The organism is Acidicapsa dinghuensis, from assembly GCF_025685685.1.
Classification (GTDB): domain Bacteria; phylum Acidobacteriota; class Terriglobia; order Terriglobales; family Acidobacteriaceae; genus Acidicapsa; species Acidicapsa dinghuensis.
This window is the reverse complement of record NZ_JAGSYH010000004.1, coordinates 1-25897: the sequence shown is the minus strand read 5'-3', so window position 1 is coordinate 25897 and position 25897 is coordinate 1. Positions and strand designations below refer to the sequence as shown.

The window sequence follows — 25897 nt, the reverse complement described above, 5'->3', positions numbered from 1 at the left end:
CATGCGGCTGCCGGCTTTCATCCACTAGCATGGACATTGTTCGTTGACTCCCGTTCGCTGATCAACGCGGTCATTTGATTCCTGGAAAATTCTCGGTTGGAGGACATTTGTGCAGTTCAGACTTCCTTTCGCACCTCTCGTACTTACCGGGAATAGCAACGATCCGCGATGCTCGCATGGCGTGAAGCAGCAACTTCGTTTCCGCTCCCTTCGCACTGCTCTCGCAATCGTTCTACTCACTGCCCCGATCTGTCTTCTCGCGCAAAGCAGAACACTCCACATCTCAAAGCACTACCTCAATATCCCAATCGCAAATTCGAGTGAAATGCACGTCTTTCAAATCCAGGTCGATGGCGTTCAAAAGCGTGAGTTCCCCGCACAGTTGGCAGAGCAATCTCCTGACTACTGGATATTCATCGACGTCAGCCAGTTCAAAGGGCAGACCATTACGCTCTCAGGTCCATCCTCACAGGCCGCTCTCAATCGTATCTATCAGTCAGACAAGATCGAAGGAGCAAACACCCTTTACAAAGAACGTGATCGTCCTCAGTTCCACTTCACCGTGAAACGCGGTTGGAACAACGACGTAAATGGCCCAATCTTCTACCGGGGCCAATACCATCTTTTCTGGCAGGCATTCCCCTTTGGCAACAACTGGGACACGGGCTTCATGTACTGGGGACACGCTGTGAGCAAAGACCTCGTTCATTGGCGCGAACTTGCCCCCGCACTCATGCTTGACCACCTCGGCTCACCCTGGTCCGGCAGCAGCTTTGTTGATCACAACAATGTCGGAGGATGGGGCAAAGATGCTCTCGTGCTCTTCTATACGGCCTTTGATCGACACACAAAAAAGCAGGTGCAGTGCATCGCCTACAGCACAGATAACGGAGTCACCTTCACTCGCTACACTGGCAATCCAGTTCTCGACACCAATCGCGAAGTGGGCTCCAACGACACAAGAGATCCACATGTCTTCTGGTACGAGCCAACCCATCATTGGGTCATGGTCCTGTTTGAAAAGGATGGCTTGTCCATCTTCACTTCCAACGATCTGAAGCAATGGACGCGAAAGAGCCATTTTAAAGGCCTCTACGAGTGTCCCGATCTTTTTGAGCTCCCAGTCGATGGAGATCCCCACCGCACCAAGTGGATTCTTCACGGAGGCTCAGTAAACTACTACATCGGCAGCTTTGACGGCGAATCGTTCACGCCGGAATCTCCAGAGCTTCACTACGCAGAAGGCAAAAACCTCCACGGGGACGATGCTCTCTATGCGGCGCAATCCTTCGCTGAAATGCCCGATGGCAGGCGAATTCAAATGGCATGGGGAAGAATCAAGTTTGAGGGAATGCCTTTCACCCAAATGATGCTGTTTCCCACGGAGTTCAAGCTGGTAACCACGCAAGATGGCCTCAGAATGCGCGCGACTCCCATTGCGGAAATAGAGAAGCTGCATCGGACAACAAAAACGCTGTCATCCTTGACGCTAACCGATGCCAATCGAGCGTTGAACGAAGCCGGATCGAATCCTCTCGACGTGAGCCTCAACGTCGCGCTCGCGACCAATGATGCGCTCTCCATTCGCTACAACGGAAATCCGATTGCCACAATCCAATCCGAAGAGCTGCAGAGTGGCAGCGGTTCTATCGAGATATTGATCGACAAAGGAGTAGCAGAGATTTTTGTCGATCAAGGCGCACGCTATCTCGTAAGAGAGCTGTCCACCGGCACCTGCGCCCACGGCCTCGAACTCGCAGCTGGAAGTGATACGACCCAAATCAATCGCTTGCAGATAAGCGAGATGAAGTCTATGTGGGCTGGTCAGGAAAAAGGCCGATGATGAGCAATTCAACCTCGAGCTGCGCGACAACAGAGAGTTGCAGGTATGGAGCGCTCATTTTCCTCTAAGTTCATATCGCATGATCGGCTTCTCTGGCGACCACCGGGCTACCTCGCGAAACCCTGCTCGCAGAAATGTCGAAGCATACCCGGTGCTGGTAGAGCTTGGTGAAACCGTGCCATCCAAGGGATAAGCTTCTATAGCTGGCGCACCTGCAGCCTTCGCCTTCTCCACAGCGCCATCAATCAGCGCCCGCGTCACTCCCTTGCGTCTCCATCCCTTACGCACATAAAAGCAGGAAATAGCCCATACCGGCACATCATCCGCTCGTTTCAATCGCCACGTTTTGTCGATCCACGACAGCGCATCGCGCGGAGTTACCTGGCACCACCCCACCGCAAGTTCTCCAGCAAAAGCCAGCAAACCCGGTGCCGGACCCTCTCTCACGAGGGCTTGAAATTCATTGCGATTTTCACTCGCGGGTCGCTTGCGGTAGGCCGCGCCGATCCGCCAATACATACACCAACAGCCAGCGCACGCTCCACGCTCACCAAACAAATCTTCGAGTGCTGGCCAAAGCTCTGGAATCACAGGCCGAACCAAAAGCCGCGCCGCTTCGGCCCTTGCACTCACCTCGCAGCCTCACTCCACGGATCACGCAGTAGCGCGCTCACGCTGAAGTCATTCCCATGCCGCTCAATCTCTGCGTGCTCAAGATTCACCGCCGGGCTAAGCCCGCGAAACGCCGGCACTGCATCGGAACCCATGATCTGCGGTGAGCAGAAAATCTTGATCCGATCCACGAGACCGCCAGCCAACAGCGCAGTGTTGAGCCGCGTTCCTGTCTCTGTTAGCAGCGTGAGCACACACTCAGCTCCAAGCTTCTCAAACAGCTTTGGCAGCGAAACCCGCCCAGCCTCCGAAGCCAGCACTTCCACGCGCACTCCTCGCTCCGTTAACGCCTCAATTCGCTTCTGATCCTGGCTGACTGTCGCGACCATCACGTCCTGATTAGCAGTCTTCACCAGTTTTGAATCGAGAGGCATCCGCAGCGCCGAATCGAGGATCACACGCAAAAGAGGCCTGCGCCGCGGCATCCCACTACGGTCCGTCATCATCGGATCGTCCTCGATCACCGTATCCACACCGGTCAGTACCGCGTCAGCCATCCAGCGCAGCGTCTGCACCGTGGCCCGCGAAGCCTCACCGGTAATCCAATACGGCTGCCGCTGCTTGTGATGCCCCGCCGGAGGAGCAATGCGCCCATCCAGCGTCATTGCCACCTTCATCAGCACCAGTGGCCGGCGCGTCACAATCCACTTGGCAAATCCCTCGTTCATCCGCCGCGCTTCTGCCTCGCACAAGCCAGCTTCAACCACGACCCCCGCCTCGCGCAGCCTGCGCACGCCGCGCCCCGCCGTCAACGAATTCGGATCGAGCGTTGCCGCCACCACTCGTTTCACCCCCGCAGCAATCAGTGCCTCAGAGCAGGGACCGGTCCGTCCGGTGTGATTGCACGGCTCAAGCGTCACGTACGCGGTGCCTCCGCGGGCGCGGTCACCTGCCGAGCGTAACGCGACCACTTCAGCGTGGTCGCGTCTCTCATATTCATGCCAGCCCTCCCCAGCAAGTGCGCCATTCTTATCCAGAATCACGCAGCCTACGACAGGGTTGGGCGAGCAGAGGCTTATGCCCTGGGCCGCAAGCTCCAGTGCACGCAGCATCCAAGGGCGATCAATTTCCTGAGTTGAAATTTCCGAATCGTGGTTCATCTGATGTGCGAGCCTGGGAGCATCGCCAAAAGCCGTACCCCCTGATTGCCTCCGCAACAAAGATTACGCTTCGTCGCATAAGGATTGCGCAACGTCCAACGAAGATTGCGCAGTGTCCGACAGCGATTGCGCATCGTCGTACAAATATTGCGCAACGTCCGACGCCGATTGCGCAGCGGATCGATCCGGAAATCAGGCCACTACTTGCTCAACAGAGAATCCGCAAAAGCCGCAGGGTCGAATTCCAGCAGATCGCCAATCTTCTCGCCCACACCAACAAACCGCACCGGCAGATTCAACTCCCGAGCAATCGCGACAGCAATGCCGCCTTTCGCCGTTCCATCCAGCTTAGTCAGCACAATCCCTGTCACGCCGGAAGCCTCGGTAAACAGCCTCGCCTGCTGCAGCCCGTTCTGCCCGGTGGTGGCGTCCATCACCAGCAGCACCTCGTGCGGAGCCTCTGGAATCAATCGTTTAGCCGTTCGGCGCATCTTCTCAAGCTCATCCATCAAGCCCGATTTCGTGTGCAGACGGCCCGCCGTATCCACGACAAGAATGTCGGCAGATCGTGCTTTCGCCGCCGCGACAGCGTCATACAGCACCGCCGCCGGATCGGCTCCCTGGCGGCTGCGAATCATCTCCACGCCCGACCGCCCAGCCCAAACCTCAAGCTGCTCAATCGCCGCCGCGCGGAAAGTGTCAGCCGCACATAGCAGAACGCTTTTGTTTTCAGCGCGATACCAGGCAGCCAACTTGCCCGTAGTGGTGGTCTTTCCAGTCCCGTTTACGCCCACCAGAAAGATAACTTTCGGTGGCTCAGCAGGCTCAACAATTGGTCGCGCCGGAGCCTCCAGAATCGCCTGAATCTGCTCTTTCAGCAGCTCCCTCAGCTCCTCGCCGCCGTCGATATCCTTGCGTCGCGCGTGGTCACGCAATTGATCCAGGATCGCGGTCGTCGTCGGCAGCCCGAGATCGCTCGTAAGTAGCGCAGATTCAAGATCTTCCAACGCCGACTCATCGACGGTCCGTGTGAGCGCCAGTACCCCTTCCAGCCGCGACGAAAGCGACTCGCGGGTGCGCGTAACCGCCTGCCGCATCCGGTCCAGAAAGCCCGACCCGAAACCGAATCTGCCTCGCGCCTCAGCTTCTGGTTCTTCAGCAACCTTTTCTGGTTCTGGAACCTGCTCTAACGCTTCTGATTCTTCGACCTGCTCGTCTTTTTTCCCGCCAAAAAGCCTTGAAAACATGCTCGCTATCCAGTTTTGAGTCTACCAGCCGCGTTGCTGTTCCCGGTTCTCACTGCTTTGGTGTGCGGAAAGCAGCTAGCTCCCAAAAATTATCGGCGCGAGGCAACTTTTTTCCCCGATCTCGATTGTTCAGCTTACGGTTTACGCTTTGCGAGCATCAGACGTTTGCAGGAAGATAAAACAGATGCGGACTTTTTACTTAGCCGCCTTAAGCGCGGCGATTGTTACCCTTTCTGTCGGTTCGATTGCTCAGCAACCGGCTCTCACTCCTAACCCGGCTCCAGCCCCTGCTCAATCTGCACCAGCGACTGCCGTTCAGAAACCATCGGCGATCCTGCAACCATCTCTGGATGGATTGAAGAGCTCCATCAGCTCCCTCAATCTCGACAAATGGAAGCGCGGCAACGTGCGGCAGGAGGCGCAGGACCATATCAGTTCCATCATGGCCGATATGCAGAACCGGCTGCCCGGCCTGATGACAGACGCCGATTCCGCGCCCGCGCAGATCAGCAAAACCCTTCCACTCTCTCGCAACGTGGACGCTCTCTACGATGTGTTTCTGCGGGTCGTGGATGCGGCCCGTATCTCAGCTCCTTCCGACCAGGTGCAGTCTCTACAGCAGGCACAGGCTGGCCTTGAACACTCGCGCAGCATCCTCGATGCTCAGTTGCAATCGGTAGCGGCAGACCAGGACAAGCAATTCGGCACGCTGCAAGTGACCTTGAGGCAGAAGGAGCAGGCGCTCCAGACCGCTCTCGCGACTCCTCCACCGGCGCCAAAGCCTGAGCCGTGTGTGCCGCCCAAGAAAAAAGTTGTCAGAAAAAAGACAACGCCCAAACCTAAGCCATCCACAACGCAACAACCTTCGACCCAGCAACCCGCGCCACAGAAGCCGCAGAACTAAAAATGTACCTGAATCCCGGCTGCTTGAAGATCAGTCCTCTTCGTGGCGGCCGGGACGCAGCATCAGGTCACGGATCGCCGCCTTGGGGTCTTTGTCTTCATCGAGGATCAGTTCCATCTGTTCGGTGATTGGCATCTCCACGCCAAGGCTTCGTGCCAGCCCAAGAGCTGCGCGAGTGGTTCGAACGCCTTCTGCGACCTTGCCATCAAGACCTGCGAGAATCTCAGGCAGCTTGCGTCCTCGGCCGAGCTCGAAACCGACCGTGCGGTTACGTGAGAGCGAGCCGGTGCAGGTAAGCACCAGATCGCCGATACCGCTGAGGCCTGCCAGGGTCTCCCTGCGTCCTCCACAGGCGACGGCAAGCCGGGTCATTTCCGCGATGCCGCGTGTAATCAGGCCAGCAGCCGAATTCAACCCAAGCCCAAGACCCGCAAGTACTCCGGCCGCGATAGCAATTACATTCTTGAGCGCACCACCCATCTCCACACCGATGAGATCGTCGCTGGTGTAAAGGCGCAATGAGGGGTTTGAAACCGCCTTCTGAATTGCAGTGGCAACGGCAGGCTCAGAGAACGCGACAGTGAGCGCCGTTGGCATGCCAGCAGCGACTTCCTGCGCAAAGGAAGGACCGCTCAACGCGCCGATAGATGGCGGTACTTCCGCATCTCCGATGGCGCTGGCGATCACCTGAGTCATGCGCAGATGCGAGTGGTCCTCGATGCCCTTTGTCGCGCTCAGCAAAATCTGTCCTGAGTCCAAGTAAGGAGCGAGCCGCGATACCGTCGAGCGCAGAAATTCAGAGGGCGTAACGAAGACGAGTATCTCGGCGCTCGAAACGGCTTCACGTTCGTCTGTAACGATCTTGAGCGCTTCAGGAAGTGCAAAGCCGGGCAGATACTGATGATTTTCGCGATCGCGCAACAGCACGGCAGCAGCCTCCGCGCGATGAGGCCACAACATAACCTCGTGCTCAGGATTCGCCGCAAGGGACAGAGCAATCGCTGTTCCCCAGGAACCAGCACCGATTACAGTGATGGAGCTCATGCCGCTCCCGTTGGAGGTGGAGGATTCTTCTTACTTGAACCGAAGCGGTATTCGGTGCCCGCCATCAGGCGAAGAATATTCTGCTGATGCTTGACCAGGATCAATCCGCAGATGAGGCAGATGATAACAAGCGGCAGATAGGTATGGGCCCACGGCGCGAGCACCCAGGCAAGCAAAGGAAACACGATGGTGCCGAGAATCGACGCCAGCGAAACGATACGGCTGATGGCAAAGACTACAATGAAGAGTACAAGTGAACCAAGCGCCGCATAAGGCACGAGCATGATGAAAACGCCGAATGCCGTAGCGACTCCCTTGCCGCCCTTGAGCCCGAGCCATATGGGGAACATGTGACCGAGCACGGCGCAAAGAGCTGCCAGCGTCATAGCATCATGCGGTCTGATCATGGGAATGCCGGAAGCGCCGATCTTTGCTCCGACCCATACAGCCAACATGCCCTTAAGCACGTCAAGCAGGAATGTCGCCGCGCCTAAACCCTTCGCGCCCGAGCGCAGCACATTCGTCGCGCCGATATTACCGCTGCCAAGAGTACGAATATCCTGCCTGCGAAAGATTCGCATCAGCAGATAGCCCGTCGGAATAGAACCAAGAAGATAGGCGGCGACCACAATCGCCAGCGAGTGCAGCCACACTGTGCTCGTAACGTGCATCACCACGACTTTATCAGGTAAGGCTGCGCTCGGTCCGGTACCCAACCGTTCCGGCTATTGCTCCGTGGTTAACGTGTAGTCGAACTCATAGCTGTGCTTGCCTTCGTCCCGCTTGATCCTGAACTCGCCTGCGATGCCATGCAATTCGTCTGTTCCTGAGCCGGGTACGACTTTGATCGTCAACTCCGGTGCGCCTTGCGCTATGAGGCCAACGTGACAGAGCGCAAAGCTGCCGCTCCGTCCATGCAGCGTACCCGTTACGCGCTCAATGGCTACATATGCGCCGGACGAACTGGGCTTGCCGTCGCAACAGGCGAGCATCTGTCCCTGCGTCGTGGCTTCGAGATCACCATGAATTTGTTTGTCGATTAGAAAACGTCCGAGCGTCTTAGCCGCTTCCGGCTGCGATTCAGCCCATCCCTGTGGAGTCATCTTTACATCAAATGTGCCGTTGGCTCGTATTTGCATATCCTGCCTCATAACCTCGTAGGATTGAGACGACTGATTCTCACAGAATTTCGTTATTCGAATTCTTCTTCCATATCCTCTTTGGGGCGTCTGCGCCTGGCCACCTGTAGTGCATCGACAATGGCTTGCTGCGCACGTTTTTCTCGCGACTCAGGACTTCGATGCATAAAGATGCCCATAAGCGTATAGCGCCGCTGAGTCGGCGTCATGAGCTCCCATCCCTCCCGGGCCAAGGGTTGCCGGCGAAAGCCTGCCTGCAGTATCGGCGGAGGCTCAATTTCTCCCTCCATCACAAGCATCATGCACTCAACCCATTGCTCAGCACAGCGCACACGCGCCTCCGCTGACTTACGCGAATTGACCTGATCGCAGATATATCTGCGCGAGGAATGATTGATCTTATCGAACCATTTCTTAACTTCACGGTCTTCTCGAAAAAGCTTCATCAGCTCTGCTGGCGGCGCCAAGGAGCTGTCTTCAAAGTCGGGCCAGAGACAGACTTCGGCAATATCGCCTGACCTTATGTGAGCCTTCTTCTGCAGCGCCTGATTGACCGGCAGCAGAAATCCAAACCCTTTGGGATGCGCCAGCAGGTTGCGAATTGGAACGCCTTCAATCATTCCGCGAATGCGATAGTTCTCCATCTCAGGCCACCGCTCCCGAGGATCGAAGGGAACGGCAATTGCTGACCAGCCTCGCGCCGGTGCACCGCCGTACACGAAGCGGTAAGTTTCGATCTTGCCGCGAAACGTGACAGCATTCGGTCCCGGCTGTGGCGGGCTGCTTGGAGATTTCTTTGGCGAAGTCTTTGCGGGAGTCATGGCTTGCAAGCGCATTGTAGGGCATCAGAGAGCCATCGGCTATCCTTGAACGTAACGGTTTGTCTGAGCTTTACAGTCACGCGTAGCCTGAGTGGTCGCGTAATCTCCGCAATATGTTCACTCTAAGGATTTTTCGTCAATGTCTCCTCGTCTTCGCCTAGTCTCCGCCGTGCTTCTTTCGCTCTCCTCGCTTGTGGCCGTTGCACAGAAACTCCAGGTCGATCCCAATGCAGCCAACGTACCGCAGTCGCTCGAGGACCGGCGCAAGGCGCTGATTCGGCTCTTTGACGAGGTCTGGCAGGACAATCTGCGGCACTCGCCTGAGTTTGCCTCGTCGATTGGCGACAAGCGGTACAACGACCAGATCTCTGACTACTCCGTGAAAGCCTTTAACGAAAACCTGGCGCGCGAGCAGGGATACCTGATGCGCCTGGCGGCAATCGACCCTACTGGGTTTACCGATCAAGAGAAGATTAGCCGCGATTTGCTTTTGCGGCAGTTTACCGATGATCAGGAAGCTGAGCAGTTCAAGGAATGGGAATTCCAGATCAACCAGATGGGCGGTATTCACACCACCTATCCGGAGCTGGTGCCGCAGTTGAGCTTCGAGACGGTCAAAGATTACGACGATTGGATCGCGCGGCTGCGGGCGATTCCGACTGCGTTCCAGCAGGCTACCGACGATATGGAACTCGGAGTGGAAGATCATCGCGTGCCACCGAAATTTCTGCTGGAGAAAGCACTCGATCAAGTAAAAGAGCTGGCGAATCAAAAGCCGGAAGACTCACCACTGGCGCAGCCGCTGAAGAAGTTTCCAGCTTCGATCTCAGCAGCAGATCAGACACGCATCAAGCAGGAGATGCTGGACGTGATTGCCAAGCAAGTGCTGCCTGCGTACCAGAAGCTGGCGCGGTTTATGGAATCGACGTATGTGCCTGCCGGGCGCACCGATCCCGGCATCTGGGCGTTGCCGGATGGCGATAAGTACTATGCGTTTCTGGTCCGGCGAACAACGACGACTGACCTGACTCCTGCGCAGATTCACCAGATCGGTCTGGACGAAGTGGCGAAGGATGAGACCGACATGCTGGCCATTGCGAAAAAGCTTGGCTTTGCCGATCTCAAGAGCTTTGAAGAGCACGTGAAGACCGATCCCAAACTCAAGCCTGCTTCGCGCGAAGCACTGCTTGACGCCTATCGCGGATATCTGAAGCCGATGCAGGCCAAGTTGCCGGAGCTCTTTGGACGCTTGCCGAAGGCTGGTTTTGAAGTTGCTCCGGTACCGGATTATCTGGAGAAGACTTCGGCGGATGCTTACTACGAAGCTGGCACACCGGACGGCAGCAGGCCAGGGCGCATTCGTGTGGATACCTACAACGCTTCCGATCGCAATCTTTGTGAGGTCGAGTCGATTGCATATCACGAGGGACTGCCGGGGCATCATCTGCAGATCTCAATTGCGCAGGAGCTGACAGGTGTTCCGGAGTTCCGCAAGTATGGCGGCTATACGGCTTTTACCGAGGGCTGGGGGCTCTATGCTGAGCGGTTGGGCAAGGACGTTGGTTTCTACACCGATCCTTACTCGGACTACGGGCGTCTGGAGGGCGATATCTGGCGCGCCATTCGTCTCGTCGTAGATACAGGTGTGCACTCGCAGCACTGGTCCCGCCAGCAGATGGTGGACTATTTCCACGACCACTCCGCTATCGGTGAGACCAGCGTGCAGGCTGAAGTGGACCGTTATATTGCTTGGCCGAGCCAGGCGTTGGCCTACAAGATCGGGCAGTTGAAGATTCTGGAACTGCGTGACAAGGCTCAGAAGGCGCTCGAACCGAAGTTTGATATCAAGGCATTTCATGATGAAGTGCTGGACTCTGGCGCGCTTCCTCTTGACGTGCTCGACCAGCGTGTAACTGCCTGGATCGCTGCACAGAAGTAAACGAATTGGCGAAACTTGTGAATCCAAGATGAAATCCAACGGAAAGTGCGATACTCGGGCGAAAGGGCATGCAGATTGGGAACGAAGCAATGACACCTCCAAGCGAGCTCAATGAGGTTGTTCTTCCGCAAAATATAGTAGGTCCGCTTACGCGGTCGGCGATCTTTCTGGTGCTATGCATTCGACCGGATGAAGATGCGTTCGCTCGCGTGCGGGCATTCTGTGCGAATCTTTCTGGATTGGTGCGCGCCGTGGAGTTTCGCGATGTTGAAGCGGGCCTGACGTGTGTGGCTGGGTTTGGGTCGGATGTATGGGACAAGCTCTTTGGATCACCGCGACCAGCGGAGCTTCATCCCTTTCGCGAGTTTCATGCGGGCGCTCGCCACGCCGTCTCCACACCGGGAGACATGCTTTTTCACATTCGCGCAAGGCGTATGGACCTGTGCTTCGAACTCGCAGCGCAGATCATGGACAGCATCGGCGACATAGTGACAACAGCCGATGAGGTGCATGGCTTCCGCTATTTCGATGATCGAGATGTGATGGGCTTTGTCGATGGCACGGAAAATCCACGCGGGGATGCGGCGCGCGAGGCAGCGGTCGTTGGCAGCGAAGATGCAGCATTCGCAGGCGGCAGCTATGTCATCGTGCAGAAATACTTGCATGACCTCAAGGCATGGAATGCTCTGCCGACAGAGATGCAGGAAAAGATCATTGGACGCCGCAAGCTTTCCGATATTGAATTGAGTGACGCGGACAAGCCTGCGTACGCGCACAATGCGCTCACGAATATCGAGGAGAACGGACGTCAATTGCAGATCCTGCGCGATAATATGCCGTTTGGCCGTCCAGGGCACGGCGAATTCGGCACGTACTTTATCGGCTACTGCCGCACGCCGCGCGTCACGGAGCAGATGATCGAGAACATGTTCATCGGCAACCCGCCCGGTAACTATGATCGCATTCTTGACTTCAGCAAGCCGGCAACCGGCAGCCTGTTCTTCGTACCGACCGGAACATTCCTCGACAACGTTCCGCCGGACTTGCCGATGGTCACGGAAAGTGCTGAAGTTTTGCCGATCGAACCACTCTCCGCCAAGCCTTTGCCCGCGCCTGATACAGCGCGCGATACATCACTCAGAATCGGATCACTGAAAGGGAGCGAGCAATGAATAATCTCCATCGCGAGTTGGCGCCTATCTCTGACGCAGCATGGGAGCAGATTGAGGAAGAGACGACAAGAACGCTGAAGCGATATCTGGCTGGGCGTCGCGTCGTGGATGTTCCTCCAGCGGGCGGCATCGCTCTGCCGGGAGTCGGAACAGGGCATTTGAAGCCAATCTCCGCGCCCGGCGAGGGCATACTCGCAAGGCAACGCGAGGTAAAGCCGCTCGTCGAATTGCGCGTGCCGTTTGAACTGTCGCGGCAGACAATCGATGATGTCGAGCGTGGCTCAAATGACTCGGATTGGCAGCCGGCAAAAGATGCTGCCAGGACGCTGGCCTTCGCTGAGGATCGGGCCATTTTCGACGGATATCACGACGCAAACATTCAGGGCATTCGTGAGAGCACCAGCAATCCAATCGATGCGCTGCCCGCGGATGTGCGGGATTATCCCGATGCCGTTGCGCGCGCATTGAGCCAGTTACGGCTCGTCGGCGTGAATGGTCCTTACTCAATTGTGCTGGGTGCCGATGAGTACACCGCGCTTGCGGAAACTCGCGACCACGGATATCCGGTCTTGGAGCACGTGAAGCGCATCGTCGACGGCAATTTGATCTGGGCGCCTGCAATCGAAGGAGCTTTCGTCGTAACTACGCGTGGCGGCGACTTCGAGCTCAGCATCGGGCAGGATGTCTCGATCGGATATCTCAGCCATAGCGAGTCGTCTGTGCAGCTGTATCTTCAAGAGACATTTGTCTTTCGCATGCTGACATCAGAAGCTGCCGTAGCGTTGTCGCGATCGCAAAAGGCTTCGTAATCGACTTATTTGTGCGAGGTTGATGAACCGAAGCCAATGCCAGCCGAGATTATTCTCAAGCAAACTCCAGATCAGTCTGCTCTTGCTGCAAAGCGCGAGCAACTCGCATCGGTGCGCTCAGCGCTTGCCGAGCGTGAAGCAGAGCTTGCGCAGCTTCGTGCTCAGTTGAGCGCATTTGAAGCCCGCTATTTTCGGCAAGTCGGTGTGCTCTACGCTGAGCTGGACGAGATCGAAGCTCGTATCGTTGAACGCGAGGTGGATCTTTACGACTCCGACGCTGCGCGTCGTCGCGCGGAAGAAGCTCGCAAGCGCGCGCAGGAGAGCCACGATGCTGCATTTGCCGATCTGAACGAACAGGAAGAGTTCGAACCACCATCGAATCTGAAGACACTGTTTCGCGAAGTTGCTAAGCGCATCCACCCTGATTTTGCACGCGACGATGCAGAGCAGAAGCACTTCACGCTTCTGATGGCTCGCGCGATTCAGGCCTACAAGCGCGGCGATATCGACACCTTGCAGCGTTTACTCGATGACCATCGCGAGATCGATGCGTCTCTGGCTGGAGAAAACGCGGCCGCTGAGCTGCAACGCATCACGCGCCAGATTCAGCATGCAGAGCGCGATATCGCCGCGTTGGAAGTTGAGCAGCATACACTGCTGGCCAGTGAAATAGCGCAGCTCTATGTAGAGACTGAGGATGCTGCGAAGGAACATCGTGATCTGTTAACGGAACTTGCAACTAAGCTCCGCGACCAGATCGTCGAAGCTCAAAGCCGATTCGATCTTATAGATCGCCAGATCAAGGCGCACGGCAGATAGCGCGAATGGAAGACAGCAACAAAACCGGTTTGCAGCATGTACCAACTGGCACGGCGCTTTCGTCGCATTCCACGCGCGCCAGTATCATTGCCCGTGGGCGGCGCGATGCTGCCGATGCAGCTTCGAGCAACCATTATCTACGCGCCGTCAGCGACTACCGTGCCGGAAATTTTAATGAGGCGGCGGCAGGTTTCGGGCTAGCTGCCGAACAGGGACATGCCGAGTCGCAGTACATCCTCAGCATCTTCTACGACGAGGGACAAGGAGTTGCGAAAGACCCGGCGCAGGCTGCGCACTGGGAGCGCAAAGCAGCCGAACAGGGTCACGCCTACGCGCAAGCGAATGTGAGCTTTCGCTACTACAGTGCAAATAATTTTGAAGAAGCATTTACGTGGTGCCAGCGTGCCGCGTACAGCAAGCTTGCATGGGCACAGTACAACCTCGGCCTGATGTATCGCAAGGGCGAAGGCGTTGCGCCGGATGACGCCGAAGCTGCGCGTTGGTATCGCCTGGCCGCGGCACAGAACTTTGCCGAAGCGCAACAGAAGCTGGCGGAGCTTTACTACTTCGGCCAAGGCGTGCCACTCAGCTATGCGCAAGCTGCGGCCTGGTATCGCAAAGCTGCGGAGCAGGGCAATGCCGAGGCGCAGTTTCAGCTAGGACATCTGTACGCCGTAGGTCAGGGCGTCGAACATGATTACGCACAATCGCGCCACTGGATACGTCAGGCTGCGCTTCAGGGGCACGAGCAAGCAATGCGCGAGCTCAAACGCCGTGAGTATCGCGATCCGTAGCTTTGCACCATCAGGCGATACCGCTGCGACGTTGGCACTCTCAGGTCAATTCGATTGCCAACCGGTTTACAGATGCAGGTGGAAGTGTCAGAGCTACGCCGCCCTGCGTGATCGAACATGACAGGTTCTTCGTCATAACTGTCTGTGGGTCAGCGAAAGTGTTGTGCGCATGCATATCACTAGACGCAAGCGTTTCAGCCTTCGCCTCTTTTGCCGAAGCGCCTCGCAAGGCAACCTGTGTCTCCATCGGCCGGTCAAGTTCAGTGTTCACCACAGTGATGGTGAGCGTATTGCCTTTGCGCGACGCGGAGCCATTCACGCTCCAGAGATTCGCCTGCTTTCCGTTCGCCGTGTACTGAATGTTTGGCGCAGCAAAGTCGGCACGTACCGCATCTGCTCCCTGATGCGCCGCATACATTGCGAAGACATAGAAATTGGGTGTCGCAACAAAGCGGTCCTCGTGAGCAAGAAAGAGCGCATTGATGTTATTGATGAGCTGTGCATTGGTCGCAAGCAGAATCTTTTCCGCGTTGCGATTGAAGACATCCAGGGTGAGCGCCGTGCCGAGCGCATCGCGCACGGTGATCTGCTGGCCGAAGAGGTGCGTCGGGTCCAGCTCCGTCCCTTCGCGATGCCACGGTCCGTATTCGTCCACCACGAGCTTTACATGGTGTTGCGGATCGTATGGCTCCATCGTGGCCCAGTGATCGTTCATGATGGTTTCAAGCGATGCGCAGTCATTGAGCAGGTTGTACCAGCCATCGCGATCAAACTGCAGAGCGTCACTCTGTTCTACCTTTCCTGTAGCTTTGTCGCGCATGAATCCGAACGAGTAGTGATGGATCGACCATCCGGCGAATTGATCGTTGTGATACGCATGCGGGCCGGAAAAAATCTGATCGAAAAATGCATGCGTCCAGTCGGTATCGTTGTCGCTCGGGCCTGACCCAATCAGTTGCAGGTCGACCCCGTAGCGCGGAATCCATGTCGTGAAACGTCGAAATTCCGAGGCATAGTCTTTCGGATCGAAGTTTCCGCCGCATCCCCAGCTCTCATTACCCACGCCCCAGAAGCGAACGCCGTAAGGCGCAGCCGAGCCGTTCGCAGCGCGCATCTCGGCAAGCGTCGTGCTGCCGACCGGTGAATTGCAATACTCGACCCACTGATCGAAGACGAGCGCGGGCAGGCTGCGCAGGTTGGCGGCCAGGTATGCCTCTGCCCCGCAGAGCTTGCAGAAACGCATGAACTCATCGGTGCCGAAAGAATTGGGCTCAAAAACCTGAGCGCCTTTTTCCTTGAGCCGTGCCAGATCTCCATCCACTTCCCAGAAGTTGGTGCGCCGCGGTCTCTTTGCGGCTGGGCCGATGCCGTCGCGCCAGTCGTAGCTATCGGCAAAGCAGCCGCCGGGCCAGCGAATGACAGGCGCTTTGATCTGCCGCATGTGTTCAACGAGTGCTGAACGAATGCCGCGCTGATGGGGAATCTTCGAGTCTTCGCCTACCCAGATACCGTCATAAACAACTCCACCGATGTGTTCTGTGAAGTGGCCATAAATGTCGGGCGAGATGTGGCCGATTGTTTCATCCAGAAAGACTTCAATCCGCGCATCGGCTCCGGCTGCCCACACCGAGGGACGCCCAAGGCAGGCAAGGCTCATGGCGGCAGCGGAATGCGATAGAAACTTGCGACGGTTCATCAAAAACACTCCAGCGGTAAGCCAAGCGAATTTAGTGTGGCCACATCAGCTTTCTACGGATTAGATCCAACGCCTGCTGGCTTGCCCAGAGGCGAATGCGGTCGCGGTCACCGCGGAAGTTGCACTCCATCGATTCTGTCTTGCCGTTGTAGCTGACGGCTACGTAGACAAGACCTACAGGCTTTGTTTCGGTGCCACCGCCAGGACCTGCAATGCCTGTAATGCCCACACCGATGCTCGCTCCCACGCGTCTGCGAATGCCCTGCGCCATTGCTTCGGCAACTTCGGCGCTCACCGCTCCGTGAGCTTCGATCAGCTCATGTGGAACATTGGCAAAATCGGTCTTCAGTTCATTGGAGTACACGACTGCTCCACCCAGAAACGAGCGCGAACTGCCGCTGATGCTGGTGAGCCGTTGCGCCAGCAGGCCGCCGGTGCAGCTCTCCGCGACCGCGAGTGTCTCCTGTTTCATTTCAAGGTAGTAGATGACGATCTGTTCGAGTGACTCGCCGTGCGATGAGTAGAGATGCTGATCGAGAGCCTCTTCCATGCGGCTCGCCAGTTCATCCACGCGCATCTGGGCCTCTTCCAGAACAGGCTTTGCGCATGTGACGTGAAGCTGTATCTCCGCATTGCCGGCAAGGATCGTCGTTTCAACATCCTTGTAGGTCGTGTAGATCGGCGCAAGCAGTGCATCGGCGGTTGACTCGGGAATCATCGTTGCCTTGAGCACACGCTTGGCAATATGCCGCACGGGAATGATGGCGCGCAGCCGGGGGATGCACTCATCCGCAAACATCGGTTTGCATTCGCTTGGTGGGCCAGGCACCATGATGATCAGCTTGCGGTGACCGGCAAACTTGGTGTCCAGCCAAAGTCCGGGGGCAGTGCCCTTGGCGTTGGGAATGACCTTTGCACCCTCGACAATGTCGGTTTGCTTGAGATTGTTCTCAGGCATCGGTATGCGGCGCTCGGCAAATCGAGCAGCCAGCGCCGCGATCAATTGCGGATCGCGATGCACCTCAACGCCCAGCGCCTCGGCTACAGCCTCGCGGCTCAGGTCATCTTCCGTGGGGCCCAGACCGCCCATGACACAAACGAGGTCAACGCGTGCCAGAGCCGCGCGGACAGCATTGACCAGGTCGCGATGGCGATCGCCGACAATGGTTTTGAAATGTACGATGACACCGATCTCGTTGAGTTTTTCGGTCAGGTAAAGAGAGTTGGTGTCCTGCCGGTAGGGCGTCAGAAGCTCAGAGCCGACAGCGATGATTTCACATTTCATGAGGTCGTTTGGCAGGAAATCAGAAGAGTTTCAGCCCGTGTACTCCTAAATCGACATCATAAACGGCGTCATGGGTGGTGAGTACCGTAGTGCCCAGCGGCGAGAATGCCACACCGACGAGGTCGTAGCCTGCAAGGGCCAGTTCGGCATGTCCCGACGGCATAATGCGGACCAGGCCGCGCTGTCCATGCAGGCAGGCGGCGACGAAAATGTTGCCATGACTGTCGAGTGCAAGGCCCTGCGGACGGCCCAGGCCGCGATACCAAGCTGCGGTTGCTCCGTCGCGATCAATGGCCCAGATGGTGTCATTGGAGGAGAGTGCTGGTGCTGAGACGTAGAGTGTGCCGTCAGCGCCGACGGCCAGGTGATAGGCCGCCGGACTTGGCTCAAGGGTGGCATAGACGAAGATCTTGTGGTCCGTGCCCGAATCGCCTGGCGAGATCTTGAAGATGGTCCCGTTGCGGTCGCCGACAAAGAGATTGCCGTCGGCGTCGAATGCCGCACCGGTTGCGACGCCCATGCCCTCGGCATAGCTAGTGGCGACTCCGCCAGCGTCAATGCGATAAACAGTACCCTCGGCGCGCGAGGTGACGTAGAGCGCGCCTTCTGGATCGAAGGCCAGGCCGGTGGGGTTGAGGATGCCACTGACGAACGGAGTGCCTACGCGGTCTGGGCCGATACGCACGATGGAGACCGGTGTCTGCTTGCCGCGCGGGCCTGAGATGGTGGCGTAGATGTTTCCGCTGCGGCTGACGGCAGGGCTGGTGACGGGATGCAGCCCATCGGAGAGTTCGCGCGCAATGTTTAGCAGCGAGAAGGTTCCGGTTCCATCTCCGTTGCGTACCTCGACGTGGCCGACGGCTGCGCCATCGGGGACGCGAAAGGCGAGAGACTCACTACGGCTCATGAGCAGATGCGCCCGTACTCCATCGACCGTTACGGACGGAGGCACGAGGGTACGCGCGCCGAGATGGGCACCGCGCAGTTCCACGTCGCCACCTGGCAATGCCGCGGTAGGGAATGCACCGTCGATCTGCGGTGACGAAGCGGCCTGTTTGAAGAGCCTGGGCATGAAGGATTCCGTTGAATGAGATGCGCCTTTGGTAGTCAGCGACTCAGCGATGGGCTGGTTCAGTGAATCCATCGGCTGATGAGCCACAGCGCCAAACCAGCATACAGGCCAGCGGCGAGATCGTCGAAGACTATGCCCCAGCCTTCGGGCAGTTTTTCGATCCTCCGGATGGGGAAAGGTTTAGTTACGTCGAAGAGGCGAAAGAGCAGGAAACCGAGAACAATGTGTGCGCCATCGAGCCGGGCGTAGGCGCTGCCAAGCGTGAGCGCGAGAAGAGTGAGCCACTGCCCGGCAACTTCGTCGATGACGACGAAGCCGGGGTCTTTGCGGCCGCTTTCGCGGGCGGCGATGGTGGCGGCGGGTACGCCGAGCACTGTGGCGAGCGCGGCTAGTGCCAGAGTGAGGGCCGCCAACGGCGCAGCGGTTAGATGCAGCAGCAGGGCAGGAATGGTCCAGAGCAGAGTGGCCGCGGCAGAGCCCCATGTGCCAGGACCGGGTTTGCCGAAGCCAGCGCCGAAGAAGGTTGCGACAGTCCAGGCCCAAAATCTGCGGCGCTGGTTGAGGGAGCACATAGGTTGTTCAGGCCAGCCGCCTTTCGCGGCTTCACGCATGGCGGCAGCAACGGCGTCGCGATCGGGCTTGCGGCTGCCAAGAAACTTACCCACGCTGACCGCTTTCGTGCTCTTCTTCGAGCTCGGGATCGAGCGCAGGGCTGCTGATTTTGTAGACACCCATGGCCCATTTGCCGAGATCGATGCGACGGCAGCGGTCGCTGCAGAAAGGGAAATCCTCAGCGGACGCGGTGACGAGCGTGCCGCAGGTGGGGCAGCGTAGCGGCTTGGTTTTGGCGGACTTCTTCGCGGGCATAAACGGCTAATTCCTTGTTCCATGGTATCGCAGGTCTAGTTTGGCAGCTTACGTGCGCAACAGCTGGGGGCGGTTGTGCTTTTCGCGGAAATTTTGCGGTATAAGAGCCTTATTTTCTTTGAAATGCGAGGTTGATTGCAAGGTTCATAAGCGTACATTACCAAGGCTTTGGCTGCGTATTTTTGCAGCATGATTTGCGATTTGCGGGATGGGTATAGGGATCTAAGAGATTCATCTGGATTGGTTCTAAATAGAAGTACGTGTTTTTTCCTGTTTCGATTATGCCTGTGAGGCTGGAAATAACCGGCAAGCGGGCTTGGCGGCGCAACTATTCACGCGGCGGAGCCGTGCTTCAATTGATAGTTACGGAATGGAAACCAAGGCCGTAAAGCAGTGCTGAGATGCTGTTCTGGGCATTCTGATGAGCTTTGTTGAGGATGCCGTCGGAGAGCGCGGCCTGAGTGATCTGCTGCTCAGCGGCCTGACGCACCGTGGACTCGAGTGCGGGGTCGGCGGTGGCGAGAAGGCCGGTATCGCGAGAGTAGACGCGGGTGTGCTGATTATCGAGGCGCGAACTCAGGATCTGCGCCGGAGGCAGGTGCACAGTGACGGATTGGCCGTTGACTGTGATGTCGGTGGAACGAAGCTGGCCAAGGTCAACGCCTGCGACGACGTCGCCATGAGCGATGAGCAAGAGCTTGTCGCCAGTGAGGAAGTTGGGCAGCAGGGCATAGCTCTTCTGGCCCTCGACGATCTTGTCGATGGAGTAATCGACGGTTTCGAGACGAGAGAGCTTACGTATCTGCTCGACGATGGCTGGGGTTGAGGTATCAAGCTGCGTATTGCGATGAAACAGGTATCCCAGGACGAGTGAAAAGAACACTGCGCCGAGCAGGCCAAGCATGACTCCGATGGCGAGGGCGAGAAACATGCGGCCACGACGCGGCGCGCGCGGTGCTGCCGATGGTTGCGCTGACGAGCGCGGTGCGTGAGGATCGGGCGGAAAGGGCTCCGCGAGCGAGTCGTTGAGGATGCGGGATTCTGCGGGGCTGATGGACTGCGTGGCTTGTTCCTCAAGCTGTTCTGGCATCGTGGCTCCTTTCCGCTGTGCGATCCGCGCTCGATGTGCGCGGCTCCAGGGATTGGAGCCAGTGATTGGGGGATGAGGTTGCCTTTGAAGCGGGCGGGTAGGGAAATCACGGCGAACAAAGTGCAATCGGTTATTTCTTGACAGCGATCTCTACTTCCCTCAGACTTCCGCTGTCCGCTTGCATCGGGCCTTCCGGTGATCCATCGCCGACGGCTCTTGCACTTTCAAGAGCTATTTTTGAACTCACGCCGATCTGACAGGGGAGTTATACTCCCGCAATAGATTCGTTCCTGACCAGCCGGGGAGCTTGCCATGCGAGTCCTTATAGCTATTGTCGTACTGTTCCTTGCAATTACCGCGCGGGCGCAGGAAGCGCAGAATCCGTGTCCGGATGCGCAGCCGGTTCCACCGCCATTACATCTTCCCGCGACGATGCCGGCTGGCGAACCTTTTCAGTTTGAGCAGCAGGTACTTAAGTATCTCAGTACTCTCGATTACAGAAAGCTTGGCTGGTGCCGGGATAAGTGGGTCCGCGACACCGGGCCGTTGATGAATGGGAATGCGGCCATCGTGCATCCCGCCGTACATATCTACTATTCCCCGGAGGTTTCCCATTGGCTGCTGAATGGCCGTCAGGGAGATATCCCCGATGGAGCGGTCATCATCAAGGAACAATTCGCGCCTGTTCCGGCAGCTCGCTACCGAGATATTCCCGAGCAGAGCCTTGGATGTTCGAACGATTGGACCATCATGATCCGGAATTCGAAAGCATCGCTGGATGGCTGGTTCTGGGCCGAGGTGTGGAATGGCAGCAAGCCGTCCAACTCGATGAAGTTCACAAATAAGTTTCAATATCCGAATGCCGGTTACGGGCTCTATTGTCTTCGCTGTCACGCTTCGGCGGAAAGGCAGCTTACCTTTTCTTCGCTGAACAATATCGAAGGTGCTCCGGGATGGCCTTTGCAGTTCCGGGTGGATAACAGCTGGATGGCCGACAGTGCGGATACGCCGCCGACGACCTGCGGCAATGGCAAGAGCTTGATTGACTTCATTCAGCAATCCGGGATTTCGCTTTCCGAGTGGAGAACACTGCGGGGCGAGGAAGTTATTGAGCCTTCGCGTTTCCCCAGTCATGAGAAGAACGCAGCGATCCAGGAAGATGTCGAAGGGGTCCGGTTTGGAGCCAAGCTTCGCACGCCGACGCGGCAATTGCTGGCGATTCACGCGCCGGCGATTCAGAAGTTTCCTCCTGAGACCCTTGACGATGTTTTGGCCAGGCCCAAGGCGGCGGGGATGCAAGCCTCGGAAAGTCTGCCTGACTTTGTAACTTCGTCGCAGTGTCTGGGCTGCCATAGCGGACTTACCAACACTAGTCTTGGACCTGCGATGGTGCTTACCTCAACTTCAAGTCCGACGATCAACGTCTCTCCGTACGGAGAATGGCGCTGGTCGCCGATGGGGCTCGCCGGACGTGACCCGGTCTTCTACTCGCAACTGGACAGCGAGCTGGCGTTTCTGAAGGAGCATTCGCAGAAGCAGGGGGTGATCGACAAGTGCATGACGTGCCATGGAGCCATGGGTAAGAGGAGCTTTGCCGCGGAACATCCAAAGGAGGACTTTGATGTCAATTTTGTCTATGACACCGATCCTGCGAGCGAGGGATTCAAATATGGCGGGCTGGCGCGCGATGGCATCAGCTGCGAGGTGTGCCACCGCATGGCGCCTCCCAAGGATGCAAGCCTGCCTTACTTCCTGGAACATCACATCAATGGCGTCTACGACATCACTCCATCGAATGAGCTGAACGGTCCTTTCAAAGACGATGTGATTACAACTTATCCGATGGATACCGGCCTGAACATCAAGCCCAAACACAACGACTATATTCAGTCTCCGCAGATGTGCGGCACCTGTCACACGATTCTGCTGCCGGTTGTGGATAGTCCCAAGCCGGACACGACATCGGTAGAACAGGCTACCTATCCGGAGTGGCTTAACAGCGACTACCGGGATGAGTACGGCTCGGTGGGGGCGACTGCGAAAACGTGCCAGGACTGTCATATGCCATCGGGATATATCAATGCACGCACCAACCTATACGCGTCCTCGATCAAAGACAGGATAGCGATTGTGCAGGATTTGACTTATCCGGTTACGGATCATCTGGCGACGCCCGACGAGCTGAACGTGCGTTATCGCGAAGAGGGATACCGGCGGCACGAATTGCTGGGCACAAATGGATTTCTGCTGCAGATGTTCCAGCAGCCGGTCAACGACGAGGGGAACAATGAGGTGCTGGGCGTGCGGATGGCCGACTACATGACGGGCCTGACGACGGACCTTGAAGCAGCTTCCAACAATGTCGTGCAACAGGCGCAGAGTATTACCGCGGCTGTGGTCGTGACTAAGTGGGAGGTGCAGGACTCCAAGCTGATCGTCGAAGTGACAGTGGTGAACAAGGCTGGACATCGTTTTCCGAGTGGCGTGGGCTTTCGACGGGCTTTTCTGGAACTGCAGGCAACGATGAACGGCAAGCCGTTCTTCACTTCGGGGGCTACAAACGACAAGGGGCAGATCACGAATTTTGCGGGGCAGGTTTTGCCTACGGAGTCCTTTGCGGGAGGCAAGTATCAGGCGCACTTTAGCCAGACCAACCCGATCCGGTCTTCGGACCAGGTGCAGATTTATGAGGAGCTGACGAAGAACGCAGACGGCCAGTTCACCACCAGCTTTACGCGCCGGGACTTCGACATCAAAGACAACCGTCTGCTTCCCAGAGGATGGTCATTGAAGGGTCCGGCGGACCTGAAGATTCCGGAGCCGTACTTGCACGCTACCTGGCCGGTGGGCGATGCGCTCAAGGATCCGGCCTATCTGTCCGGCAGGGGCGAGTCGATTGTGCGGTATGAGATTCCGCTGCCAGCGGGGGCGAATGCCGGTAACATAAACGCGACTGTAAAGCTGTACTTACAGACTATGCCGCCGTACTTCCTCGCGGACCGGGGCCAGACGAAGACACCGGCTACCGCGAGGCTGGAGTTTCTGGCGAATTCGCTTGGAACGCTCGAGAATACCGATTATGAGAACTGGAAGCTTCTGATCGCTTCGGCAACGAAGTGAGGGCCTCGCGTTTGGGATGAAGGGATGTCGAGTTAAGCTTCCGGTGCAGAGCTTGCCCGTTTCATGAGGCAGGAGTGAACTCTCTTTTCTGCATGGCAGCTTAGTGCGCGGCGCGAATGTTTTCGGGATTGGGTTCCAGAGGATTGCCGGTCACCTCTCGTGCGTGAGATGCAGGCGAAGCCCGGAAATCTATAATGCTGCCGTGAATTGCACACTACGTGGCCGTATCTATGCGGCGCTGATCCTGATGTTGCTGGTTTCAGGTAGCGCTATTGCCCAGGATCCTGATAGCAACCCAGCTGCGGTTCCGACGGATCGCCTTAGCGAGCCGTGGTGGGCAGCGCGGCATGAGGCGATTCTCAAGGAGGTTCAGGCCCATCCAGACGCACAACTGCTCATGATCGGCGACTCGATCACCAACAACTATGACAAGGCGAATCCGCCGGATGAGAATTTTCAGCCGACTTGGAATGAGTTCTATGAGCCGCGCAAGGCGCTAAATCTTGGGTTTAGCGGAGATGGGACGCAGCATGTGCTGTGGCGGCTGAATCATGGTGAGATGGACGGGCTGCATCCGAAGACGGCGGTGCTGCTGGTCGGCACGAACAACACCGGGGTCTACAAGGAGACGGCGGAACAGACGGAGACCGGGATTGATGCGGTGATTGCCGATCTGGAGCAGCGCTTGCCGGGAACGAAGATCCTGCTGATGGGCTTGTTGCCGAGCGCGATGTCGGAGAAGAAGTCGGAGGAAGACCGGGCGATCAACCGGTATCTGGCGACGTGCTATAGCGAAGATCCGCGTGTGACTTATCTGGATGTGGGATCGATCTTCTATGCGAACGGTGCTTTGAACACGAGCATCTTCTACGATCCGCGTCTCTCGTATCATCCTCCGGCGCTGCATCCGGATACGCATGGGCAGCGGATGATGGCTGAGGCCATTGAGCCTACGCTGGCGAAGCTGATGGGCGATGATCCGCGCGTGCCGCTGGACCAGATGACGGATATCAACACGGCGCTGATTCCGGTGGGCTCGCTGGAGCAGGATATGTACGACTGGTATGCGCGGCACCATGCGGAGCTGGAGGTGAAGAAGCATCTGGATCCAGAGGTGGTGATGATTGGCGACTCGATCACGCACTTCTGGGGCGGCGAACCGGCTTCTTCGCGCGTGGCGGGCGCGATGGCTTGGCAGCATCTGTTTGGGGATGCGCAGGTGCTGAACATGGGATTTGGCTGGGATCGCACGCAGAATGTGCTGTGGCGCTTACGGCAGGGCGAGTTCGATGGGCTGCATCCGAAGTGGGTTGTGCTGAATATCGGGACCAACAACCTGACGGGATCGATTCATGCGCGGACTAGCACGCCGAAGGAGATTGTGGAAGCGATTGGCGTGATCTGCGACGAGATTCACCGGATGTCGCCGGAGACTCACATTGTGCTGATGGCGATCTTTCCGCGTGGAGAAGATCCGAACGGTCCGCTGCGCGCGCCGATCAAGGAGACGAATCGGTTGCTGGCGGAACACTTTGCCGGGAATGCTCTGGTGACTTATGTGGACATAGGACAGAAGTTTCTTACTCCGGATGGGACGCTGACGAAAGAGATGATGCCGGACGGGACGCATCCTGGTGAGACTGGTTATCAGATTTGGGCGGATGCGCTGGTGGCTGCTGGAGTGAAACCATAACTCCGTTTGCTGAAAACAAAAGAGATAAAGAGGGGGAGGGGGTAATTAATTTTCTGAGCAACAGGGGTGGGTTGTCGTGTATTTTCTGGTAATTCGACGGTAGGTTTGTGATGCGGTGTATTGCCGGGCGCATGTTTTGCGGGTGTTGGTTGCGATGCGATCTCTTCCATTGTGCCTGAAGTGGGGATAATTATCGGCAAAGCTTTGGCGGCTGCGCCACTTCCGCGATTTGGCGTCTGTGCATTGGATCGACGACGAAGACGGTGGCCTGCCGACGGCACGGATTTGCGCGTTGCGGGGCTGGAGGATGGCAAACAAGGTGCAATCCATGGCGTGCACGGTGCAATCGGTGCGAAGCAAAATGCAATCGGCGCGCGGCAAAGTGCAATCGGTGCAGCGCAAGATGCAATCGGCGTGCGCGTAAGCCGGCAGTGCGGGAGATATGGGGCACCCGGCGGGGTTGTGGAGCAATTTGCCGGTTGGCGGATACGCGAATCTTAGATCGCGAAAGAGAGATTTGTATTCCGAAGCCAGGGCAGGCGACTTTTGGGCATGACGGGGATGGTGACGGGGTTCGTGCTTTGCACGAATCTGGTTGCGTACTGCGGCTGTCCGCTATCCCACCCTTTCCGCACAGGACGCGGAAAAGATGGGGCACCTGTGATCTTTCAGGAGGTTGTCCATTCGATTTGGACCGGAGAAGCTGGTTGTGACGAGCAACTAGGAATCTTCGGAGGATCGAATGGACATTCATAAGAATGCCCGACTGAG

Annotated in this window: 22 protein-coding genes; 9 read left to right on the top strand and 13 right to left on the bottom strand. The window is 57.2% G+C overall.

The window, feature by feature from the left end:
• Positions 1-109: 109 nt before the first annotated feature.
• Positions 110-1843: a glycoside hydrolase family 32 protein gene (locus OHL22_RS11100; protein WP_263336969.1), complete on the top strand. Its 1734-nt coding sequence runs from the start codon at positions 110-112 to the stop codon at positions 1841-1843.
• 54 nt (positions 1844-1897) lie between these two features.
• On the opposite strand, the gene OHL22_RS11095 is transcribed toward OHL22_RS11100, so the two are convergent.
• The 3 genes from OHL22_RS11095 to ftsY form a co-directional block, all read right to left on the bottom strand.
• Positions 1898-2362, bottom strand: a complete 465-nt coding sequence (locus OHL22_RS11095) for a GNAT family N-acetyltransferase (protein ID WP_263336967.1) — start codon at positions 2360-2362, stop codon at positions 1898-1900.
• A gap of 110 nt (positions 2363-2472) precedes the next feature.
• Positions 2473-3567 carry a bifunctional diaminohydroxyphosphoribosylaminopyrimidine deaminase/5-amino-6-(5-phosphoribosylamino)uracil reductase RibD gene (gene ribD, locus OHL22_RS11090; protein ID WP_263336964.1) on the bottom strand — a complete coding sequence of 365 codons (1095 nt, stop codon included), beginning with the start codon at positions 3565-3567 and terminating at the stop codon, positions 2473-2475.
• 248 nt (positions 3568-3815) lie between these two features.
• Entirely contained in the window at positions 3816-4862 is a 1047-nt protein-coding gene (ftsY, locus tag OHL22_RS11085; protein WP_263336961.1) for a signal recognition particle-docking protein FtsY, read from the bottom strand.
• Between the two features lie 184 nt (positions 4863-5046).
• On the opposite strand from ftsY, the gene OHL22_RS11080 reads away from it, so the two are divergent.
• Positions 5047-5766 (top strand): hypothetical protein, encoded by a 720-nt coding sequence (locus OHL22_RS11080; protein WP_263336958.1) that lies wholly within the window; start codon positions 5047-5049, stop codon positions 5764-5766.
• A 30-nt stretch (positions 5767-5796) separates the two neighbouring features.
• Here the strand turns inward: OHL22_RS11080 and OHL22_RS11075 are convergent, their stop codons facing one another.
• The 4 genes from OHL22_RS11075 to OHL22_RS11060 are packed head-to-tail and all read right to left on the bottom strand — an operon-like array spanning position 5797 to position 8785.
• Positions 5797-6810 (bottom strand): NAD(P)H-dependent glycerol-3-phosphate dehydrogenase, encoded by a 1014-nt coding sequence (locus OHL22_RS11075; RefSeq protein WP_263336955.1) that lies wholly within the window; start codon positions 6808-6810, stop codon positions 5797-5799.
• Positions 6807-7526 (bottom strand): glycerol-3-phosphate 1-O-acyltransferase PlsY, encoded by a 720-nt coding sequence (plsY, locus tag OHL22_RS11070; protein WP_263336952.1) that lies wholly within the window; start codon positions 7524-7526, stop codon positions 6807-6809. The genes OHL22_RS11075 and plsY overlap by 4 nt, the downstream gene beginning before the upstream one ends.
• Positions 7527-7535: 9 nt before the next feature.
• The gene (locus OHL22_RS11065) at positions 7536-7949 is read right to left on the bottom strand and encodes a DUF3224 domain-containing protein (protein WP_263336949.1); all 414 of its coding nucleotides are present in this window, start codon (positions 7947-7949) and stop codon (positions 7536-7538) included.
• A gap of 53 nt (positions 7950-8002) precedes the next feature.
• Positions 8003-8785, bottom strand: coding sequence for a YdeI/OmpD-associated family protein (locus tag OHL22_RS11060; RefSeq protein ID WP_263336947.1), 783 nt, complete (start codon positions 8783-8785; stop codon positions 8003-8005).
• 124 nt (positions 8786-8909) lie between these two features.
• On the opposite strand from OHL22_RS11060, the gene OHL22_RS11055 reads away from it, so the two are divergent.
• The 5 genes from OHL22_RS11055 (at position 8910) to OHL22_RS11035 (ending at position 14303) form a co-directional block, all read left to right on the top strand.
• Complete coding sequence (locus OHL22_RS11055; RefSeq protein WP_263336945.1) at positions 8910-10709, top strand: DUF885 domain-containing protein; 1800 nt, start codon at positions 8910-8912, stop codon at positions 10707-10709.
• 89 nt (positions 10710-10798) lie between these two features.
• Complete coding sequence (locus OHL22_RS11050; protein ID WP_263336943.1) at positions 10799-11881, top strand: Dyp-type peroxidase; 1083 nt, start codon at positions 10799-10801, stop codon at positions 11879-11881.
• The gene (locus tag OHL22_RS11045) at positions 11878-12690 is read left to right on the top strand and encodes a family 1 encapsulin nanocompartment shell protein (RefSeq protein WP_263336941.1); all 813 of its coding nucleotides are present in this window, start codon (positions 11878-11880) and stop codon (positions 12688-12690) included. The genes OHL22_RS11050 and OHL22_RS11045 overlap by 4 nt, the downstream gene beginning before the upstream one ends.
• A 36-nt stretch (positions 12691-12726) precedes the next feature.
• Positions 12727-13509 (top strand): hypothetical protein, encoded by a 783-nt coding sequence (locus OHL22_RS11040; protein WP_263336939.1) that lies wholly within the window; start codon positions 12727-12729, stop codon positions 13507-13509.
• Positions 13510-13514: 5 nt separating this feature from the next.
• Complete coding sequence (locus tag OHL22_RS11035; protein WP_263336935.1) at positions 13515-14303, top strand: tetratricopeptide repeat protein; 789 nt, start codon at positions 13515-13517, stop codon at positions 14301-14303.
• A gap of 40 nt (positions 14304-14343) precedes the next feature.
• On the opposite strand, the gene OHL22_RS11030 is transcribed toward OHL22_RS11035, so the two are convergent.
• From OHL22_RS11030 to OHL22_RS11005, 6 genes are all read right to left on the bottom strand, one after another.
• Positions 14344-15999: an alpha-N-arabinofuranosidase gene (locus tag OHL22_RS11030; RefSeq protein ID WP_263336932.1), complete on the bottom strand. Its 1656-nt coding sequence runs from the start codon at positions 15997-15999 to the stop codon at positions 14344-14346.
• Between the two features lie 31 nt (positions 16000-16030).
• On the bottom strand, positions 16031-17284 hold the full coding sequence (locus OHL22_RS11025; protein ID WP_263336930.1) for a competence/damage-inducible protein A: 1254 nt from the start codon (positions 17282-17284) through the stop codon (positions 16031-16033).
• Between the two features lie 19 nt (positions 17285-17303).
• Positions 17304-18356, bottom strand: coding sequence for an NHL repeat-containing protein (locus tag OHL22_RS11020; protein ID WP_263336928.1), 1053 nt, complete (start codon positions 18354-18356; stop codon positions 17304-17306).
• Between the two features lie 59 nt (positions 18357-18415).
• Positions 18416-19021, bottom strand: coding sequence for a phosphatidylglycerophosphatase A family protein (locus OHL22_RS11015; protein ID WP_263336925.1), 606 nt, complete (start codon positions 19019-19021; stop codon positions 18416-18418).
• Entirely contained in the window at positions 19014-19223 is a 210-nt protein-coding gene (locus tag OHL22_RS11010; protein WP_263336922.1) for a DNA gyrase inhibitor YacG, read from the bottom strand. The genes OHL22_RS11015 and OHL22_RS11010 overlap by 8 nt, the downstream gene beginning before the upstream one ends.
• 352 nt (positions 19224-19575) lie before the next feature.
• Positions 19576-20313, bottom strand: coding sequence for a DUF4230 domain-containing protein (locus OHL22_RS11005; protein ID WP_263336919.1), 738 nt, complete (start codon positions 20311-20313; stop codon positions 19576-19578).
• A gap of 312 nt (positions 20314-20625) precedes the next feature.
• Between OHL22_RS11005 and OHL22_RS11000 the strand changes: the two genes are divergently transcribed.
• Both OHL22_RS11000 and OHL22_RS10995 read left to right on the top strand, forming a co-directional pair.
• Positions 20626-23433 (top strand): cytochrome P460 family protein, encoded by a 2808-nt coding sequence (locus OHL22_RS11000; RefSeq protein ID WP_263336917.1) that lies wholly within the window; start codon positions 20626-20628, stop codon positions 23431-23433.
• A gap of 202 nt (positions 23434-23635) precedes the next feature.
• On the top strand, positions 23636-25126 hold the full coding sequence (locus tag OHL22_RS10995) for a GDSL-type esterase/lipase family protein (protein ID WP_263336914.1): 1491 nt from the start codon (positions 23636-23638) through the stop codon (positions 25124-25126).
• Positions 25127-25897: the final 771 nt, after the last annotated feature.